At 61.9% G+C, this 17,588-nt stretch carries 16 protein-coding genes; 9 read left to right on the top strand and 7 right to left on the bottom strand.

The window, feature by feature from the left end; all coding sequences use genetic code 11:
* Positions 1-216: 216 nt before the first annotated feature.
* Entirely contained in the window at positions 217-1,887 is a 1,671-nt protein-coding gene (locus tag HX811_RS18650) for a bifunctional diguanylate cyclase/phosphodiesterase (protein WP_177046837.1), read from the top strand.
* Positions 1,888-2,015: 128 nt separating this feature from the next.
* Here the strand turns inward: HX811_RS18650 and HX811_RS18645 are convergent, their stop codons facing one another.
* A complete protein-coding gene (locus HX811_RS18645; RefSeq protein WP_102604065.1) occupies positions 2,016-3,419 on the bottom strand; it encodes a NorM family multidrug efflux MATE transporter in 1,404 nt (467 codons plus the stop codon).
* 152 nt (positions 3,420-3,571) lie between these two features.
* Between HX811_RS18645 and HX811_RS18640 the strand changes: the two genes are divergently transcribed.
* Together HX811_RS18640 and HX811_RS18635 are read left to right on the top strand one after the other, a co-directional pair.
* Positions 3,572-4,492 carry a LysR substrate-binding domain-containing protein gene (locus HX811_RS18640; RefSeq protein WP_003208769.1) on the top strand — a complete coding sequence of 307 codons (921 nt, stop codon included), beginning with the start codon at positions 3,572-3,574 and terminating at the stop codon, positions 4,490-4,492.
* Positions 4,493-4,670: 178 nt separating this feature from the next.
* Entirely contained in the window at positions 4,671-6,647 is a 1,977-nt protein-coding gene (locus HX811_RS18635) for a methyl-accepting chemotaxis protein (protein WP_008439409.1), read from the top strand.
* A 117-nt stretch (positions 6,648-6,764) separates the two neighbouring features.
* On the opposite strand, the gene HX811_RS18630 is transcribed toward HX811_RS18635, so the two are convergent.
* Positions 6,765-7,688 carry an ABC transporter six-transmembrane domain-containing protein gene (locus HX811_RS18630; protein WP_008439408.1) on the bottom strand — a complete coding sequence of 308 codons (924 nt, stop codon included), beginning with the start codon at positions 7,686-7,688 and terminating at the stop codon, positions 6,765-6,767.
* 114 nt (positions 7,689-7,802) lie between these two features.
* On the opposite strand from HX811_RS18630, the gene HX811_RS18625 reads away from it, so the two are divergent.
* Positions 7,803-8,387, top strand: a complete 585-nt coding sequence (locus HX811_RS18625; protein WP_177046835.1) for a TetR/AcrR family transcriptional regulator — start codon at positions 7,803-7,805, stop codon at positions 8,385-8,387.
* Here the strand turns inward: HX811_RS18625 and HX811_RS18620 are convergent.
* Together HX811_RS18620 and HX811_RS18615 are read right to left on the bottom strand one after the other, a co-directional pair.
* Positions 8,374-9,870 carry a YifB family Mg chelatase-like AAA ATPase gene (locus HX811_RS18620; protein WP_003208777.1) on the bottom strand — a complete coding sequence of 499 codons (1,497 nt, stop codon included), beginning with the start codon at positions 9,868-9,870 and terminating at the stop codon, positions 8,374-8,376. The genes HX811_RS18625 and HX811_RS18620 overlap by 14 nt on opposite strands.
* Before the next feature lie 97 nt (positions 9,871-9,967).
* Positions 9,968-10,876, bottom strand: a complete 909-nt coding sequence (locus HX811_RS18615) for a LysR family transcriptional regulator (RefSeq protein ID WP_003208779.1) — start codon at positions 10,874-10,876, stop codon at positions 9,968-9,970.
* Positions 10,877-11,139: 263 nt separating this feature from the next.
* On the opposite strand from HX811_RS18615, the gene cfa reads away from it, so the two are divergent.
* Positions 11,140-12,222, top strand: coding sequence for a cyclopropane fatty acyl phospholipid synthase (gene cfa / locus HX811_RS18610; RefSeq protein WP_003208781.1), 1,083 nt, complete (start codon positions 11,140-11,142; stop codon positions 12,220-12,222).
* 52 nt (positions 12,223-12,274) lie between these two features.
* On the opposite strand, the gene HX811_RS18605 is transcribed toward cfa, so the two are convergent.
* The gene (locus HX811_RS18605) at positions 12,275-12,535 is read right to left on the bottom strand and encodes an accessory factor UbiK family protein (protein ID WP_003208783.1); all 261 of its coding nucleotides are present in this window, start codon (positions 12,533-12,535) and stop codon (positions 12,275-12,277) included.
* Positions 12,536-12,957: 422 nt separating this feature from the next.
* On the opposite strand from HX811_RS18605, the gene glnK reads away from it, so the two are divergent.
* The 4 genes from glnK to sutA all read left to right on the top strand — a co-directional run bounded on the left by glnK (position 12,958) and on the right by sutA (position 15,736).
* Complete coding sequence (gene glnK / locus HX811_RS18600; RefSeq protein ID WP_002555808.1) at positions 12,958-13,296, top strand: P-II family nitrogen regulator; 339 nt, start codon at positions 12,958-12,960, stop codon at positions 13,294-13,296.
* Positions 13,297-13,330: 34 nt separating this feature from the next.
* A complete protein-coding gene (locus HX811_RS18595; protein WP_008439352.1) occupies positions 13,331-14,671 on the top strand; it encodes an ammonium transporter in 1,341 nt (446 codons plus the stop codon).
* Between the two features lie 209 nt (positions 14,672-14,880).
* A complete protein-coding gene (locus HX811_RS18590; RefSeq protein WP_003208787.1) occupies positions 14,881-15,306 on the top strand; it encodes a secondary thiamine-phosphate synthase enzyme YjbQ in 426 nt (141 codons plus the stop codon).
* Positions 15,307-15,409: 103 nt separating this feature from the next.
* Entirely contained in the window at positions 15,410-15,736 is a 327-nt protein-coding gene (gene sutA / locus HX811_RS18585; protein WP_003208791.1) for a transcriptional regulator SutA, read from the top strand.
* A gap of 255 nt (positions 15,737-15,991) precedes the next feature.
* Here the strand turns inward: sutA and HX811_RS18580 are convergent, their stop codons facing one another.
* Positions 15,992-16,690, bottom strand: coding sequence for an HAD family hydrolase (locus tag HX811_RS18580; RefSeq protein WP_008439351.1), 699 nt, complete (start codon positions 16,688-16,690; stop codon positions 15,992-15,994).
* Positions 16,687-17,586 carry a tyrosine recombinase XerC gene (gene xerC, locus HX811_RS18575; protein ID WP_008439350.1) on the bottom strand — a complete coding sequence of 300 codons (900 nt, stop codon included), beginning with the start codon at positions 17,584-17,586 and terminating at the stop codon, positions 16,687-16,689. The genes HX811_RS18580 and xerC overlap by 4 nt, the downstream gene beginning before the upstream one ends.
* Between the last annotated feature and the right edge of the window lie 2 nt (positions 17,587-17,588).

The following is a 17,588-nucleotide window of genomic DNA, read 5'->3' as shown; positions in this document are numbered from 1 at the left end:
CAAGATTCTGCTGCCTCTGAACGACAGTGTGACGTACCACTCGATCTAAATTTGCCGGTTTTGTTACTTTGCCGCAGGATGTGCAGGGTATTTAGGACTATTGTTCGGTCTAGAGCTGCACAGTGCGCATTTGATAACCCATATCATTGGTCATTATCGGGGCGCACGTCATAATGCCCGCCGCCAACGAAATTTTGCAGAGTCTAGGGAGCTAGCTTGTCTACGCCTGTCGAACCCTTGCGTTTGCTGCTACTGGCCGATGAGCCAGCGTGGGCAGCGTTATTGCGCGAGTGCCTGGCGCCGATGGGCGACGGAGCTGTGCTGATCAGCGCGCCAAACTGGGAGTCTGTGAGCAACCTGTTCGACGACGATCACAGCGCGGTGCTGTTGACCACGGCCAACCTTCAGCCCGGCCCCGGTCGCTGCAGCTTGCCAACGGTATTGCTGTTGGAAGAGGAACCCCTGGTTTCACCCCTCGGCGTCAGCGACTGGCTGATCCTGAATGCATTGGATGTCGATACATTGCGCCGTTGCCTGCGGCATGTGCGCGAGCGCGGTGTACTGGAAAACACCCTGCAACGCCTGGCCGAACAGGACCCGCTGACCGGTATCGCCAACCGCCAGGGCTTCCAGACCCTGCTGACCGCCCGCCTGGCGGAAAACGAAGGCCGTGGCGTTGCCCTCGGCCACCTCGACCTGGACAACTTCCGTCACGCCAACGACGCCCTCGGCCACCAGGCCGGCGACCGGCTGATCCTGCAAGTGGTCTCGCGGCTCAAGAGCCAGCTGGAGGCCGGCGATCAACTGGCGCGCCTGGGCAGCGACGAATTTGCCCTGCTGATCGACACCCGCCGTGCGCCCCAGCGCGCCGAATGGATGGCCGAGCGCATCGTCGAAGCCATGGCCGAACCCTATTGGGTCGATGGCGAAAGCCTGCTGATCGGTTGCAGCCTCGGCGTGGCCCATGCCCGCGCCAAGGCTGGCGCCGACCCGTTGATGTGGCACGCCCACATCGCCATGCAGCAAGCCAAAAGCACCCAGGGCTGCACCTTTCATATCTTCAACGAACGCATCAACCGCAATGCCCGCAGCCTCGCCGACCTTGAGAGCGAACTGCGCCGGGCGTTGCGCCGTGACGAACTGGAGCTGCATTACCAGCCCCGCCTGGACCTCGACGATGGGCATATCGTCGGCCTGGAAGCACTGGTGCGCTGGCGCCACGGTGAGCGCGGCCTGTTGCCGCCGAGCGAGTTCGTGCCGCTGGCCGAGCAGAGCGGCTTGATCGTGCCGCTGGGCTACTGGGTGATTTCCCGGGCCCTGCGCGACATGCAGGATCTGCGCGAACGCGGGATTGCGCCGTTGCACATGGCGGTCAACCTGTCGTTTCGCCAGTTTCAGGACAGCCAACTGCTCAGCACCCTCAGCCGGCTGATTGCCGAGCGCGGCGTGGAAGCCCAATGGCTGGAATTTGAACTGACGGAAACCGCCGTGATGCGCCGCAGCGACCTGGTCAAGCAGACCATGGATGCGCTGGGCCGCCTGGGTGTGCGCTTTTCCCTGGATGACTTTGGCACCGGCTTTTCGTCGTTCGTGCACCTCAACAGCCTGCCGATTGCCTTGCTGAAGATCGACAAGAGCTTTGTCGGCGGCATGGAAGAGCGCGAAGAGAATCGCAAGCTGGTGCACGCCATGATCAACCTGGCTCATAACCTGAACCTGGAAGTGGTCGCCGAGGGCGTGGAAACCGCCGAGCAACTGGCGTTGCTGCGGTTGTTCGGCTGCGATCAGGCCCAGGGCTACCTGATCAGCAAGCCGTTGCCGTTGGCGGAACTGGTGGTCTACCTGACGTTTGGTGACAGCCAGGAACTGGTGGGCGGCGTGATCTGATGTTGTGAACCCGATCAAAAATGTGGGAGCGGGCTTGCTCGCGAATGCGGTATTTCAGCCAACCCATTCATGGCTGACCCACCGCATTCGCGAGCAAGCCCGCTCCCACATTTGACCGAGTAGAGTCGTTACTCCGGCTGCGCGGCTTGAAATCCTTGGTGGGTTTCAGGCTCCTGGCGAATCATCCGCTTCATCTTCCGTTCAAACGCCCAGGTCAGGCTGACTGCCGCGCACGCCAGGCCCAGGGCCAGGCCCCACCAAACGCCCGTCGGCCCCCAGCCGAGATTGAACGCCATCAACCATGCGGCCGGTGCGCCGATCAGCCAGTAGCAACCCAGCCCGACCAGGAAGGTGGTCTTGGCATCCTTGAGTCCGCGAATGCAGCCCATGGCGATGGTCTGCACGCCGTCGAACAGCTCAAACCATGCGGCCACCGCCAGCAGGCTGACGGCGAGGTTGATCACGTCGCGAAACGCTGGGTCATGCTGGTCGAGGAACAGGCTGATCAGTGGGTGCGAGAACAACCACAGCACCGCTGCAAAGCCCAGCATCACCACCGCGCCAAAGCCTATGCCAACTCGCCCGGCCAGCCGCGCTTCCAGCAACTGCCCAGCACCATAATGCTGGCCGATACGCATGGTGATCGCGTACGACATGCCCGCCGGCACCATGAACGCCACCGACACGATCTGCAGGGCGATCTGGTGCGCAGCCAGCTGCGTGCTGCCCATGGTGCCCATGCACAGCGCGGCGAACGCAAACAGCCCGACTTCCACCGCATAGGTGCCACCAATCGGCAGGCCCAGGCGCCACAGTTCCCTCAGGTAATGCAGGTTGGGCCGCAGCAGGCCCTTGCGCAGCGGGTAGGCGTCGTACGCACGGTTGTATTTGATGTACCAGATCAGCGCCAGGGCCATGCAGTTGGCAACGATGGCGGTGACCAGGCCAATGCCCACCAGCCCGAGTTTCGGCAGGCCGAACATGCCTTCGATCAACGCGTGGTTGAGCAGGTAGTTGATCACCGTGCCGCACAGGCTGATCACCATCACCGGCGTGGCCTTGCCGATAGCGCTGGTGAAGCCGCGTAGCGCCATGAACGTCAGGTAGCCGGGCAGGGCGAACGGCAGGATGGTCAGGAACTGGCCGGCGGACGCGACGTTGGTTTCGGTCTGGCCGAACATCAGCAGCACTGGCTTGAGGTTCCATAGCAGCAAACCAGCCACCAGCGCCATCAACCAGGCCAGCCACAGCCCGGCCTGGGTCAGGCGGGTGGCGCCCTCGATGTCGCCGGCGCCCTGGCGGATCGCGACCAGCGTGCCCACGGCAGCGATCACGCCGATGCAGAAAATCGACACGAACGAATAGCTCGCCGCCCCCAGGCCGCCGCCGGCCAGGGCCTCGGGGCTCAGGCGGGCCATCATCAGGGTGTCGGTCAGCACCATCAGCATGTGGGCCAACTGTGAGGCAATCAGCGGCCCTGACAGCCGCAGAATGGCCCAGAGTTCGGTACGTGCCGGATGCTGCATGATCATCACGCTCAAAAAGTCAGGGAAGGGTGGAAGGGTTGATTCTCGGCGCTCACAGCGCATTGCACAAAGGGATAAATCCGATGGTTCGCATGATTAAAACTCATGCCTGAATGATTCTGGTAGGGTTTCGATATTGCGCCGTCGGAGTTTTCGCCATGTCTCGTCGTCTTCCTCCTCTTTACGCCTTGCGCGCGTTTGAAGCTGCGTCCCGCTACAACTCGTTCACCCGGGCGGCGGAAGAGTTGTCGATCACCCAAAGTGCGGTGAGCCGGCACATTCGTACCCTGGAAGAGCATTTCGCCTGCCGCCTGTTCCAGCGCAGCGGCCGCACCTTGCAACTCACCGAGGCAGCGCGCCTGTTGCTGCCGGGCGTGCGTGAAGGCTTTGCGGCCCTGGAGCGGGCCTGCCATACCTTGAATGCCGAGGACGACATCCTGCGCATGAAGGCGCCGTCCACCCTGACCATGCGCTGGCTGCTGGCGCGGCTCAGTCGCTTCCGGCACCTGCAGCCGGGCAATGAAGTGCAACTGACCAGCGCCTGGATGAGCGTCGATGAGGTGGATTTCAACCAGGAACCATTCGATTGCGCGGTGTTGCTGAGCAACGGGCATTTCCCGCCGGACTGGGAAGCCAGCTACCTGTTTCCGGAGTTGCTGATTCCGGTGGGCGCGCCGAACCTGTTGAGCGACGGACCCTGGGACGTTGCGCGCCTGGCCTCTGCCGAACTGCTGCACCCGACGCCGGACCGGCGTGACTGGCGCAACTGGCTGGAGCGCATGGGGCTGTCATCCCAGGTTTCGCTCAAGGGCGGGCAGGTGTTCGACACCTTGGAGTTGGGCATGATCGCCGCCGCCCGAGGGTACGGCGTGTCCATGGGCGACTTGCTGATGGTGGCCGAAGACGTGGCCCAGGGCCGCCTGAGCCTGCCATGGCCCACCGCTGTGGCCAGTGGGGAAAATTACTATCTGGTGTGGCCGAAGACCCGGCCGGGTGGCGAGCGTTTGCGACGGCTGGGTGACTTTCTCCAGGGCGAAGTGCAGGCCATGGAATTGCCCCAGGTCGAGCGCCTCGACTGAGTGGATTGCGCACCGGCCAGCAATCGTTTGCGCGATACCCCTGTGATTCGCTCAAGTATTGAGCCTGCCCGCCGAAGTAGGGTTGTTGGAACTACCGTTCTGCAACGTTTCCCCTATTAGAATTTTGCCGAGCAGCGCTATGAGATCAGGATGATCCTGGCCTCGGCCAGGAGCCTTCATGTCTCAACCTCGCGCCCGGATTGCCTCTCAACTGGGGCTTGCCCTCGCCGTGATACTGGCTGTCGTCATCAGCGGCAGCACGGTATTCGCGTTGCGTTCGCTGGATTCCGCCAACCTCGACACCCGCGAGGAGCACCTGGCCAGCGAGGCCCGCTTGCTGGCCGACCAACTCAATACCTTCCACAGCACCTTGCGCGAAAGTACCCAGCGTTTGAGCGGGCTGTTTGAAAAGCGCTTCAGCGCCGGCTTGAGTACGCGCCCTGAGCAACCGGTGACGGTGGCGGGCGTGCAGACGCCGGGCCTGTACCTGGGCGAGGAAGTGCTCAACAACAACTTCGCTGAAGTCGATGAGTTCAAGCAGATGTCCGGCGGCGTGGCGACCTTGTTCGTACGCAGCGGCGAGGACTTTATCCGCGTCAGCACCTCCCTGACCAAGCAGGATGGCAGCCGCGCCATCGGTACGGCGCTGGATCACCAGCATCCGGCCTATCAACGCTTGCTGGGCGGGCAGGGCTACGTTGGCCGTGCGGTATTGTTCGATCGCTCCTACATGACCCAGTACAGCCCGGTGCGGGACGCCAGCGGCAAAGTGATTGCGGTGCTGTTTGTCGGCTTCGACTACACCGATGCGCAGAACGCCCAGTTCGACAACCTCAAGCGTTTCCGCATCGGCCAGACCGGCTCCCTGGCGCTGCTGGACGAACAGAAGCACTGGCTGGTACCGCCCGCTGGCGTGCAGGCGCTGGATCAGTCGATTCCGGTGATGCTCGACCTGGCCGCCAAACCTGGAAAAGGCCGTTTCTGGAGCGACAAGAACGAAGATTTCTACAGCGTTGCCGTGCCGTTTGAAGGCGGCCCGTGGTCGGTGGTGGCGAGCATGCCGAAAGCCGAAATTCGCGCGGTGACCTGGTCGGTGGGGATTCGCCTGGCGATCGGCAGCTTGCTCGCGATGCTGCTGGCGGTGGGCGCGGCGGTCTGGCTGCTGCGAAGCAAGTTGCAGCCGTTGGGCGACCTGGTGCGTCAGGCAGAAGCCTTGGGGGCCGGTGATTTGAGCGCACGGCTGAACGTTTCCAGCCATGATGAAATCGGCCAACTAGCCCGCAGTTTCAACCAGATGGGCGAAGCGCTGTCGACCATGGTGTCGCATATCCGCAAGGCGGCTGAAGACGTGAACAGCCGCGCCCAGGCACTGTCGGGGTTGTCCGGCGGTGCGTATGAAGGCATGGAGCAACAGTCCGGCGAAATCACCAGCATGGCCGGCGCGGTGGAGGAGTTCAGCGCCACCTCGCTGAACATCGCCGACAACATGGGCAACACCGAACGCCTGGCTCAGGACAATGCCCAGCAAACCAGGATCGGCCGCACCTCGATGCAAGAAGCGTCGTCGTCCCTGGAACACATCGCCACCGCGCTGAACAGCACGGCCACGGTGATCAACACCCTGGGCCAGCGCTCCCAGGAAATCGGCGGGATCGTCGGAGTGATCACCGCGATTGCCGAACAGACCAACCTGCTGGCGCTCAACGCAGCCATCGAGGCGGCGCGGGCCGGTGAGCAGGGGCGTGGGTTTGCGGTGGTGGCCGATGAAGTGCGCAACCTCGCATCGCGCACTCGTCAGGCCACGGATGAGATTTCCGGGATGATCCAGAGTATCCAGCAGGAAACCGGCAACGCCATCAGCACCATGGAACAAGGCAACGTGCTGATGCAGGAAGGCCTGGCTCGCAACGCTGACGTCGCCTCGGCGCTGGCGCGGATCGACGAGCAAAGCCGCTCGGCGGGCCAGCAGTTTGCGGCCATTACCACGGCGACCCAGGAGCAGAGCAGCACGGCGACCCTGCTGAGCAGCAACTTGCAGAGCATCGCCCTGGCCAACAGCGAGCAGCGTGAAGTGGTGTCCAACCTGGCGATCACCGCCAAGGAACTGGAGACCCTGGCGGCGGGCTTGCGGCATGAGGTTGACCGGTTTCGTTGATTGACTGTTCGGGCCTCATCGCGGGCAAGCCCGCTCCCACAGTTGACCGTGTTGTTCTGGAGTACGCGGTCCACTGTGGGAGCCGGGCCTGCCCGCGATGACGGCCGACCCGACGCGTCAAACGTCGGATCGGTCGCCCAGCCCCGGGTCCACACGCTTGCCAATGTCCTTGAGTCGCGCCAGTTGGTCGACCATCCCTGGCGCTTCATCCAGGCTGCTGACAAAGGTCCACAGGTAAGTCATCACCGCATACACATGGCCGGCCTTGACCGCCGGCGACAGCGCCAACTGGCTGATGGCGACCACAAACAACAGCGCCGCCAGCGTGCCGATAAACAGGAACGCTGCGGCCTCGCGGTCCGACAGCCAGATGCGCAGGCGTGACAGCACCTGGTAGTGGCGCTGCAAGGTCTGTGCGCCGACCTTTTCCACCAGGCCGATTTCCTTTTCCAGGCGGTCATTCAAGCGCTCATGCAGTTCCTGATTGCGCCGGGCGAAACGTGGCAACAAAGTTGTGCACAGCACCAGCGCCGTCAGGCACGCCAGGCCTATCCACGGCTCGATCACCAACAGCATCACTGCCGCACCGACGATGGAAACCAGCGCCGTCGCGATGATCGGCACGTGTTTTTCGAAGAAGTCGACAAAGTCCCGCGCCAGCACCACCCGCGCCGCCGCTCGTGAAGTGCTGTGGTTTTGCAGGCGCTGGTTAAGAATCACCGGCACCGCAAGGTCCGCGTAGATGCGGGTGAAGGTGCGTGTATCCAGCGCCCGTCGCGCCGCCCCGACCACCCAGAACGCCAGCACCACGGCGGCGTAGAACAGCGCGCTGCCGGCGTCGCCGCGGATAATTGAGTCCACCGCGAACCCCGCAAACAGTGGGTAGGCCAGCAGCAACGCGTTTTCCAGGGCCACCAGCGACAAGGTGCAGAACAACTTGCCGGGATAGGCCTTGGCGATCGCCTTGAGGGTTTGGCTGGCGGATTGTTGCCCGATCTTTTTGCTTTCTTCGATCAGGATCTGGGGTGTTACGGATGACATGGGGTGCACCGAGAGTGAGATAAACGCTATTATTGAGCGACTGCTCAAGTATTCTTGAGCGACCGCTCAAAAAGCAAGCGCCGTCGATCTGCCGGTGCCTGAAGGAAAAGCCTCATGTCGCGTATCGACCGTGAAGACCAGATCATCGCCGCCGCCCTGGAGCTGTTTCGCAGCAAAGGGTTTGCCGATGTTTCCACCCGCGACCTGGCGGAGCATGCCGGGCTGTCCCGCAGCCACGTCTATCACTACTTCAGCGACTGGAAAGAACTGCGCCGCGAAGCGTTCGTGCGGTTTGCCAACGAGCAACTGGACGAGGTGAGGGCGCCGCTGGTGGATCTGCCGCCATTGGAAGCCCTCGAAGGGTTCCTGCGTGACTGCCTGCCCTCCACGGCAGACGCCGGTTGGGCGCTATGGCTGGATGCCTGGGACGAAGCCATGCATGACGAGCCATTGGCCCAGGCTTACCTGGTGATCAACGCCCAATGGCAAGCCATGCTCGCCGAGATCATCGAGCACGGTGTGGCAGCCAAGGTGTTTCGCTGTGAGTCGCCCAAGCGCGCTGCGCGACAACTCTTTGCCGTAGCGATGGGCTATGCCGATGACTTGTTGCTCAAACCCTCCGTTGAATCCGCTGAAGCGGTGATGGATGAGGTAATGGAAGTGGCGGGGCTGCTTCTGGCGTTGCCTAGGACGCGCTAGCAGGGCGGTACTGCAAGGCCTCCGCCAGATGATGGCGGGCGATGGCTTCCACCTGTTCCAGGTCGGCCAGGGTGCGGGCGACCTTGAGCAGTCGATGGGCCGCCCGCAACGACAGCGTCAGCCGTTCGCAGGCGCTTTCCAGCCAGCCTTCATCAGCCTTTTCCAGTTTGCAGTGCTGGCGTAGCCCCGGCAGATCGAGAAATGCATTGGCGCAGCCCTGGCGCCGTTGTTGGCGGTCCCGGGCATCGGCGACGAGGACGGAGGCGCTGGCGGTATCATCACCGGACTGTATGCCCGGGTTCAGCGCGGTGCTTTCCCGGGCGACGGTCACGTGCAGGTCGATCCGGTCCAGCAGCGGCCCCGAGAGTTTGTTGCGATAGCGCTGAATCTGCTCCGGCGTGCAGCGACAGCGCCCACTGGGCTCGCCCACATAGCCGCAAGGGCAGGGGTTCATTGCCGCCACCAACTGAAAGCGCGCCGGGAAACGCACCCGGTCGCGAGCGCGGGAAATCACGATATGCCCGGACTCCAGCGGCTCACGCAGCACCTCCAGGACCTTGCGATCAAACTCCGGTAACTCGTCGAGAAACAACACACCATGATGGGCCAGGGTGATTTCCCCCGGCTGCGGTTTCGAGCCACCGCCTACCAGCGCCGGGCCGGATGCCGAATGGTGCGGCTGGCGAAATGGCCGGTGTGGCCAATGGCTCAGCGGCGCCAGGCTGACCACCGATTGAATCGCCGCCACCTCCAGCGCTTCCTGTTCACTCAAGGGCGGCAACAACCCCGGCAGACGGCTGGCGAGCAAGGTCTTGCCGGTGCCCGGCGGCCCGCTGAGCAGCAGGTTGTGGGCCCCCGCCGCAGCGATCAACAGCGCACGCTTGGCTGCCAGTTGGCCCTGCACTTCACTCAGGTCCGGGTAGGGTTTGTTCAAGTACATCAGGCCACTGGAAACGAAGGGCTCTATCGGCACGTGACCGTTCAGGTGCGCCACCACTTGCAGCAGGTGATCCACGGCAATCACCTTCAACCCCGAAGCCAGGCAGGCTTCCTCGGCATTGGCCCGCGGCACGATCAAGGTGCGCCCGACCTTGCGCGCCGCCAGGGCTGCCGGCAACACACCTTTCACCGGCCGCACCTCACCGGACAGCGCCAGCTCGCCCAGGCATTCCACGTTATCGAGGGTCAGCGCCGGTACCTGCACGCTGGCGGCGAGAATCCCCAGGGCAATCGCCAAATCAAAGCGCCCGCCGTCCTTGGGCAGGTCGGCGGGCGCGAGGTTGAGGGTGATGCGACGGGACGGGTATTGCAGTGCAGAATTGAGAATGGCACTGCGCACGCGGTCTTTGCTTTCCTTGACGGCGGTTTCCGGCAGGCCCACCAGCGTCAGCGACGGCAAGCCGTTGGCCATGTGCACCTCGACAGTGACGGCGGGCGCTTCGACGCCTATCTGGGCGCGGCTGTGGACGATGGCGAGGGACATGCTGGTTCCTTGAAATGAGTGGCCGCTTCCTGCGGTTTTTCAAGGGTAGTTGAGTGATGGCGACGCGCGGCGGCGAGGTTTTACAGAACGTATCGCGCTAGCGGTCCGACGGCGGCACACACAAAAACTCCTTCGCCAACGTCAACCACGCCTGCGCCGCAAACGACAATTTGCACTGGCGCCGCCACGCCAGCATCAGTCGCCAGTTCAGCGCCGGCGACTGTATTTCCGCGATGCTGAACTGGCTCGCATCAAGGGTTTCGCAGAATGCCCGGGGTAGCAGGGTGATGCCCACGCCCAGTCGTACCAGGGAGGCGATAAAGTCCCATTGGCTGCTGCGGCCACTGATCCGCGGCTCAAAACCGGCTTGCGCACAGGCATCAAGTACGAATTGGTTCAGGGTGAAGGTGTCATCGTAAAAGATGAATTCGCAGGCTTGCAGTTCGCTCAACTCCACCGAGCTGCGGCCTTGCCAGGGCGAGTCATGGGGCGCGAGCAGGCACAGTGGCGATTCGAACAGGGGCATGGATTCGAATTCGGACCAGATGTCCGCCACGCGCGGCGAGTCCAGGATGGTGCCGAACTCCAGCGTGCCCTGGCGCAGATCCTGGATGGTGATATTGCCGCCGCTTTCGAACAGTTTCAGTTCGATCTTCGGGTAACGGGCGTGATACTCCGCAAAGATCGGCGCCAGTGCGAGGTGGGTAGAGGGCGAAAGCCCCATGCGCAGGGCGCCGCGCCCGACATGCTGCAAGTCTTGCAGCTCTACCGTCATTTCATCGTGCAGCGCGATCATTTCCTTGGCGCGCTTAAGCACAATTTCCCCGGCGTCCGTCAGGGTGAAGCGTTTTCCCATGCGGTCGAGCAGCTTCAGGCCAAGGCTCGACTCCAATTGCTGCACCATCTTGCTGACTGTTGGCTGGGTCAGGTGCAGCTTCACAGCGGCTTTGGTAAAGCTCTGCTGGTCGACGACTTCTACGAAATAACGGAGCGCCCGGATGTCCATCTTGCATTCCAATTTTGCATGGTTTTCATAATATTAATTCATTATATCTTTAAAAAATGGCTGGATAAGATTTGTTACATCTGTTCCCAGCCAGCGCTTCCATGACGCCTTAAGGGCCTTGCCAGACGCTTCCATGGCCAGATTTCTCGCAGTGTATGAATCAAAGGCAACGCTATTCCTGGAGAGCAACTGTGCTTAACAAAACGCGTCATTCTTTTTCCGGTTCTGATGAGATGTCTCAGGGAGCGCGCTTCGTTAAGGAGTTGCTGGCGCAGGCGCAGATCGAGGTCAACGGGCCATCGGCTGCCGATATGCAACTGCACCACAGTGCCACATTTGATCTCGCCCTGGCCAAGGGCAATCTGGGCCTTGGCGAAGACTACATGGATGGCGGCTGGGACGCCGAGGCGCTGGATGAGTTTTTTTTCCGCCTCATGCGCTCCGGCGTGATCGACCAGGCCAACCCGGCCACCTTGTTGTTTCACGCGTTCAGCTCCCGCTGGCTGAACCTGCAAAACAAGAAACGCGCCTGGCAAGTCGGCGAAGCACATTACGACCTCGGCAATGACTTCTACGCACGCATGCTCGACTCGCGCATGACCTACACCTGTGGCTACTGGAAAGATGCCACCACCCTGGAGCAGGCGCAGTTCGCCAAGCTGGACCTGATCTGTAAAAAGCTGGGGCTCAAGCCGGGCATGCGCGTGCTGGATATCGGCTGTGGCTGGGGCAGTTTCATGAGCCATGCGGCCGAGCACTACGGGGTCGAGTGTGTCGGCGTAACCATCTCCAAGGAGCAGGCGGAGTGGGGGCGGGCCAAGTATTCACATCTGCCGATCGAGTTTCGTCTGCAGGACTATCGGGATATCGACGAGCAATTTGACCATATCGCCAGTGTCGGCATGTTCGAGCATGTGGGGCGCAAGAACCATCGGGCGTATATGGAGGTCGCCAACCGCTGCCTGAAAGACGATGGATTGTTCCTGCTACACACTATCGGCAAGAACCAACGCAACAGCACGCCGGATCCGTGGATCGACAAATACATCTTTCCCAACGGTGATTTGCCCTCGATCGGGCAGATCGGCGACGCCATGGACGGGTTATTTGTTGCCGAGGATTTGCACAACTTTGGCGCCGACTACGACAAGACGCTGATGGCCTGGTGCGAAAACTTCGAACTGGCGTGGCCGGATTTCGCAGACACCTTTGGCCAGCGCTTCTACCGGATGTGGCGCTATTACCTGCTGTCGTGTGCAGGGGCGTTTCGCGCGCGGGATATCCAGCTGTGGCAGTGGGTATTGTCGAAGAAGGGGGTTGTCGGCGGGTATCAGCGGGTGAGCTGAGGGTTGCAACGGTTTAACGGGGACAGGCGAAACCTGCCCCGGTTGGGCCGGCTTATTCGGCGGCAGGCGTCAATCGCGCTTCCAGCTCCGCCACCTTGGCCTCAAGGCTTTCCAACCGCGCCCGAGTGCGCGCCAGCACCACCATCTGGCTATCAAACTCTTCCCGGCTTACCAGGTCCAGCTTGCTGAAACCGCTTTGCAGCAGTGCCTTGAACTGGCTTTCAATTTCATTGCGTGGCAGCGGCGTGTCGCTGCTGAACAGGCGGGAGGCGTGGCCGCTCAGGGCGTCGAGGAGGTCTTTGGGCGCGAGCATGGGAAATAGTCCGGAAAATCTGTTGGCCGGCAGTGTATCACGCAGCGTCTATAGTCTTTTCCAGCCCCTGCGGCGCACGCTTTTCGCGCATGAGGACGGGCGGTCGCGCACCGTTTTCGTGCGTATCTTCGCTGTCGTGGCGCCCGGTAGGTGGGCACAGGCGAACAAAGGACTGATTTCAGTGATTTTTACGGAGCTGGCAAGCTTTCTGCTTAGACGATCATGACCCATGCACTGATGCAGTCGCTGTGACGATGCAGTGCGCCGACGGACCAGCGGTACATGTTTCGTCACCAGTGGTTAGCGAGCGTCGCAATGGCAAATGCCAGGGCGACGAAGCGTTACAAAGCCAGGCACTGCGCTTAGACTTGAGACGGGTTTGTTTTCCTGGGGCAAGTCCACCAATTCGGGAGAGAGTTTTCATGAAGCTAGTCACTGCCATCATCAAGCCGTTCAAGTTGGACGATGTACGCGAGTCACTGTCCGAGATCGGCGTGCAGGGCATTACCGTTACTGAGGTCAAAGGCTTCGGTCGGCAGAAGGGTCACACCGAGCTGTATCGCGGCGCGGAATACGTGGTCGATTTCCTGCCAAAGGTGAAGATTGATGTCGCCATTGACGACAAGGATCTTGACCGGGTTATCGAGGCGATAACCAAGGCCGCCAACACCGGCAAGATCGGTGACGGCAAGATCTTCGTGGTCAATCTGGAACAGGCTATTCGCATCCGTACCGGCGAAACCGATACCGACGCAATCTAAGCCGCCAAACCCCAACGCCCCAGGAGAAAACAATATGACTCTGCGTAAATTCGCAGGGCTAGGAGCCCTGTTGTCCCTCGTAATGCCGGCCCTGGCCATGGCGGCGGACCCAGTACCTGCTCCAGTCCTCAATTCCGGCGACACCGCGTGGATGCTCACGTCCACCGCGCTGGTGCTGTTCATGACCATTCCAGGCCTTGCGCTGTTCTACGGCGGCATGGTTCGCTCCAAAAATATTCTTTCCGTGATGATGCAGTGCTTTGCCATCACCGGCCTGATCACCATCCTGTGGTTCGTGTACGGCTACAGCATGGCGTTCGACACCACCGGTATGGAAGCAGGCGTCGTCAACCTCAACTCGTTTGTGGGTGGCTTGTCCAAACTGTTCCTCTCGGGTGTGACCCCGGCCAGCATCACCGGCCCGGCGGCGTTGTTCCCTGAGGCCGTGTTCGTGACCTTCCAGATGACCTTCGCGATCATCACCCCGGCGCTGATCGTTGGTGCATTCGCCGAGCGGATGAAGTTCTCCGCGATGCTGATCTTCATGGGCGTCTGGTTCACCCTGGTCTACGCACCGATTGCCCACATGGTATGGGGCGGTCCGGGTTCGTTGCTGGGCGACTGGGGCGTGCTGGACTTCGCAGGCGGCACCGTGGTGCACATCAACGCCGGTGTGGCCGGCCTGGTAGCGTGCCTGGTACTCGGCAAGCGTAAAGGCTTCCCAACCACCCCAATGGCGCCGCACAACCTCGGTTACACCCTGGTGGGCGCGGCCATGCTGTGGGTCGGCTGGTTCGGCTTCAACGCCGGCTCCGCTGCTGCCGCCAACGGCACTGCCGGCATGGCGATGCTGGTGACCCAGATCGCTACCGCTGCTGCGGCCCTGGGCTGGATGTTCGCCGAGTGGGTCACCCACGGTAAGCCAAGCGCACTGGGCATCGCCTCGGGTGTGGTTGCGGGCCTGGTGGCAATCACCCCAGCCGCTGGCACCGTGGGCCCGATGGGCGCCCTGGTGATCGGCCTGGCTGCCGGTGTGGTGTGCTTCTTCTGCGCCACTACCCTGAAACGCAAACTGGGCTACGACGACTCCCTGGACGCCTTCGGCGTGCACGGTATCGGCGGTATCCTCGGCGCGATCCTGACCGGCGTGTTCGCTGCACCGTCGATGGGTGGCTTCAACGCCGCTACTACCGACATTGCCGCACAGGTCTGGGTTCAGGCCAAAGGCGTCGGCTTCACCGTCATCTACACCGCTATCGTGACGTACATCATCCTCAAGGTGCTGGACGTGGTGATGGGCCTGCGGGTGACCGAAGAAGAAGAGGCGGTTGGCCTCGATCTGGCGCAACACAACGAGCGCGGCTACAACTTGTAAGTACGCGAAAAAAAGATGCCCGGCTTGCCGGGCATTTTTTTGCCTTGGGTTTGTCTGTGGCTAAAGGTGTATGGGTTTTTTTGCGACTTTGTGATGGGATCCGCACTGCACTTTTCAGTGTGCGAATGTCTTACAGGCATGTAGGCGTATTCGGCACTTTGTTTTTTCCCTGAGCGCGCTAGAATGCGCGCCGATAGGCGGAGAACTGTATGTGGCAACAGACCCTGATAACCCTGCGGGCCAAGCCCCGGGGCTTTCATCTGGTGACGGACGAGTTGCTCGCCGGCCTGCCTGAATTGAAGGCCTGTCGGGTGGGACTGTTGCATTTGTGGCTGCAGCACACCTCGGCCTCGTTGACGGTCAACGAGAATGCCGACCCGGCGGTTCGCCGTGACTTCGAGCGTTTTTTCAATGCGCTGGTGCCGCAAGGCACGGCGGGATATGAACACAACGACGAGGGTCCGGATGATCTGCCGGCGCACTTCAAGGCCAGTCTGCTGGGCTGTCAGCTGAGTTTGCCGGTAAGGGCCGGCCGCTTGGCGATGGGGACCTGGCAAGGTGTTTATCTGGGCGAGCACCGTGATCATGGCGGTGCTCGTAAAGTCCTCGCCACCTTGCACGGTGATGGGGCATAAGCCACTGGTTAACCGGTGGATGTTGATTTTTTTCCGGCGGCCGTCGACAGGCGGCGAAGCTGGGCTATAACTAATCTGCTTTTCGCAAGTCATGAGGTAGAACATGAGCGACGATGATCTGGAAAACGACGACCTCGAAGTAGGCGACGACGACGAAACCGAGGAAGGTCTTGAGGCGGCTGCCGAAGACGTGGCTGACGACGACGGTGGCGACGATGCACCGGTCCCGGCAGCCAAGGGCAAGGCCAAGGCTGCAGTGTCGGTTGACGAGTTGCCGAGCGTAGAAGCCAAGAACAAAGAGCGCGATGCGCTGGCCCGGGCGATGGAAGAATTCCTCGCCAAAGGCGGCAAAGTGCAGGAAGTCGAGGCTAACGTGGTGGCAGATCCACCGAAGAAGCCGGATAACAAGTACGGCAGCCGGCCTATCTAAGGCCTGCTGCTTGCTTGCTGAAAAAGCCCGCCGTCGCTGCGGGCTTTTTCATGGGCGCTACAAAATGGTCAGGGCCAACACCCATCCAAGGATGAAGAGCGTGTGTGGCGAGGGAGCTTGCTCCCGTTGGGGCGCGAAGCGGCCCCTGGTTGGGTCGACGCGGTCTTTCAGAAAGGCCGTCGTGGCTGGTTCAGGGGCCGCTTCGCAGCCCAGCGGGAGCAAGCTCCCTCGCCACAAAAGCCCTTCGTCATCAGGTTATGCGTTCCAGCGGGCTAGCACGTCGGGTAGCTCGGTCAGGCTGCGAATCTCGGCATCCGGCAATTTCTCGGCCTCCCAGGCCTTGCCTGCCGGGTTGAACCACACCGCCCGCAGCCCCGCCTGCTGCGCACCGGCAATGTCATCCCCTGGATGGTCACCCACATGCACTGCCGCGCCCGGCGCTACGCCACCGCGCTGCAAGGCTTCCTGAAACAACCGCGCATCCGGCTTGGCAATACCAATGTCTTCAGCCCGGAGTGCAAAGTGGAAGTAGTCCGCCAACCCCACACGTTGCACATCGGCATTGCCGTTGGTAATCACCCCCAGCAGATAGTCGCGGCGCAGTGCTTGCAGCATCGGTTCCGCTTCGGGGAATACGGTGAGTTGATGCCGGGCATGGATGAACGCTTCAAAGCACACATCTGCCATCTGCGCCGCTTCCGGCAGCGGGTACCCGGCTTCCTCGAAGGCGTATTGCAGCACCTTGTGACGCAACACGCTGATGCGATATTTCAGCTCGGGATGACGCTCCAGCACCTGCTGGCGCAGGCTGGCAAACTTCTCCAGGGGCAAGTCGCCCACCTTGGTGGCGTGGGTCGCCAGCCACTCGCGCATCGACGCCTCGGCGCTGATGATGACCGGCACGTTATCCCAGAGCGTATCGTCCAGGTCGAAGGTGATCAGCTTGATGCTCATGAGTCACTGCCCTTAATGCGTTTGGCCCGTGGATGGGCGCTGTCGTACACCGTTGCCAGGTGCTGGAAGTCCAGGTGGGTGTAGATCTGGGTGGTCTTGATGTCGGAGTGGCCCAGCAGTTCCTGCACCGCACGCAGGTCCTGGGAGGATTCCAGCAAGTGGCTGGCAAAGGAGTGCCGGAGCATGTGCGGGTGCAGGTTCTGCCCCAGCTCGCGCTCGCCGGCGGCCTTGACCCGCACTTGTATGGCCCGGGGCCCGAGGCGCCGGCCTTGCTGGCTGATAAACACCGCGTCGTCCGCCGGGTTGGCCAGGGCGCGCAGGGGCAGCCATAGCAGCAAGGCTTCGCGTGCCTTCTTGCCCACCGGTAATACGCGGGTCTTGCTGCCTTTGCCGAGCACCTGCACCAGGCCATCCGCCAGGTCCAGTTGATCGAGGTTAAGCCCGGTCAGCTCCGACAGGCGCAGGCCCGAGGAGTAGAAGAGTTCGAGGATTGCCTGGTCGCGATGGGCCAGGAAGTCGTCCTCCACGGCGCCGTCGAGCAATTGCAGGGCGCGATCCGTGTCGAGGGTCTTGGGCAGGCGGCGTTCGCCCTTGGGCGGCGCCAGGCCGTTGGCCGGGTCGTGGTCGCACAGGCCTTCGCGGTTCAGGTAGTGATAGAGGCCGCGTACCGCCGACAGCAGGCGCGCCAGGCTGCGGGAGGATTGGCCTTGCTGGTGCAGGCGGGCGATCAGGCTGCGCAGACCCTGGATGTCCAGGGCCTTCCAGCTGCCGATGTGTTGTTTCTCGCAGAACGCCAGGACCTTGTTCAAGTCCCGCCGGTAGGCTTCCAGGGTATGCGGCGACACCTGGCGCTCGCTGCGCAGGTGAGCGCAGTAGGCGTCCAGTTGTCGTTCCATGG

The sequence above is a fragment of the Pseudomonas sp. F8002 genome (genome assembly GCF_013385495.1).
Lineage (GTDB): Bacteria > Pseudomonadota > Gammaproteobacteria > Pseudomonadales > Pseudomonadaceae > Aquipseudomonas.
This window is presented reverse-complemented; position numbering and strand designations above follow the sequence as displayed.

Bases quoted from the DNA above. Each gene is read 5' to 3' on its own strand.
- HX811_RS18645 (WP_102604065.1), bottom strand. From the start codon at position 3,419: ATGATCATGCAGCATCCGGCACGTACCGAACTCTGGGCCATTCTGCGG.
- HX811_RS18640 (WP_003208769.1), top strand. From the start codon at position 3,572: ATGTCTCGTCGTCTTCCTCCTCTTTACGCCTTGCGCGCGTTTGAAGCT.
- HX811_RS18635 (WP_008439409.1), top strand. From the start codon at position 4,671: ATGTCTCAACCTCGCGCCCGGATTGCCTCTCAACTGGGGCTTGCCCTC.
- HX811_RS18630 (WP_008439408.1), bottom strand. From the start codon at position 7,688: ATGTCATCCGTAACACCCCAGATCCTGATCGAAGAAAGCAAAAAGATC.
- HX811_RS18625 (WP_177046835.1), top strand. From the start codon at position 7,803: ATGTCGCGTATCGACCGTGAAGACCAGATCATCGCCGCCGCCCTGGAG.
- HX811_RS18620 (WP_003208777.1), bottom strand. From the start codon at position 9,870: ATGTCCCTCGCCATCGTCCACAGCCGCGCCCAGATAGGCGTCGAAGCG.
- HX811_RS18615 (WP_003208779.1), bottom strand. From the start codon at position 10,876: ATGGACATCCGGGCGCTCCGTTATTTCGTAGAAGTCGTCGACCAGCAG.
- HX811_RS18605 (WP_003208783.1), bottom strand. From the start codon at position 12,535: ATGCTCGCGCCCAAAGACCTCCTCGACGCCCTGAGCGGCCACGCCTCC.
- glnK (WP_002555808.1), top strand. From the start codon at position 12,958: ATGAAGCTAGTCACTGCCATCATCAAGCCGTTCAAGTTGGACGATGTA.
- HX811_RS18595 (WP_008439352.1), top strand. From the start codon at position 13,331: ATGACTCTGCGTAAATTCGCAGGGCTAGGAGCCCTGTTGTCCCTCGTA.
- HX811_RS18590 (WP_003208787.1), top strand. From the start codon at position 14,881: ATGTGGCAACAGACCCTGATAACCCTGCGGGCCAAGCCCCGGGGCTTT.
- sutA (WP_003208791.1), top strand. From the start codon at position 15,410: ATGAGCGACGATGATCTGGAAAACGACGACCTCGAAGTAGGCGACGAC.
- HX811_RS18580 (WP_008439351.1), bottom strand. From the start codon at position 16,690: ATGAGCATCAAGCTGATCACCTTCGACCTGGACGATACGCTCTGGGAT.
- xerC (WP_008439350.1), bottom strand. From the start codon at position 17,586: ATGGAACGACAACTGGACGCCTACTGCGCTCACCTGCGCAGCGAGCGC.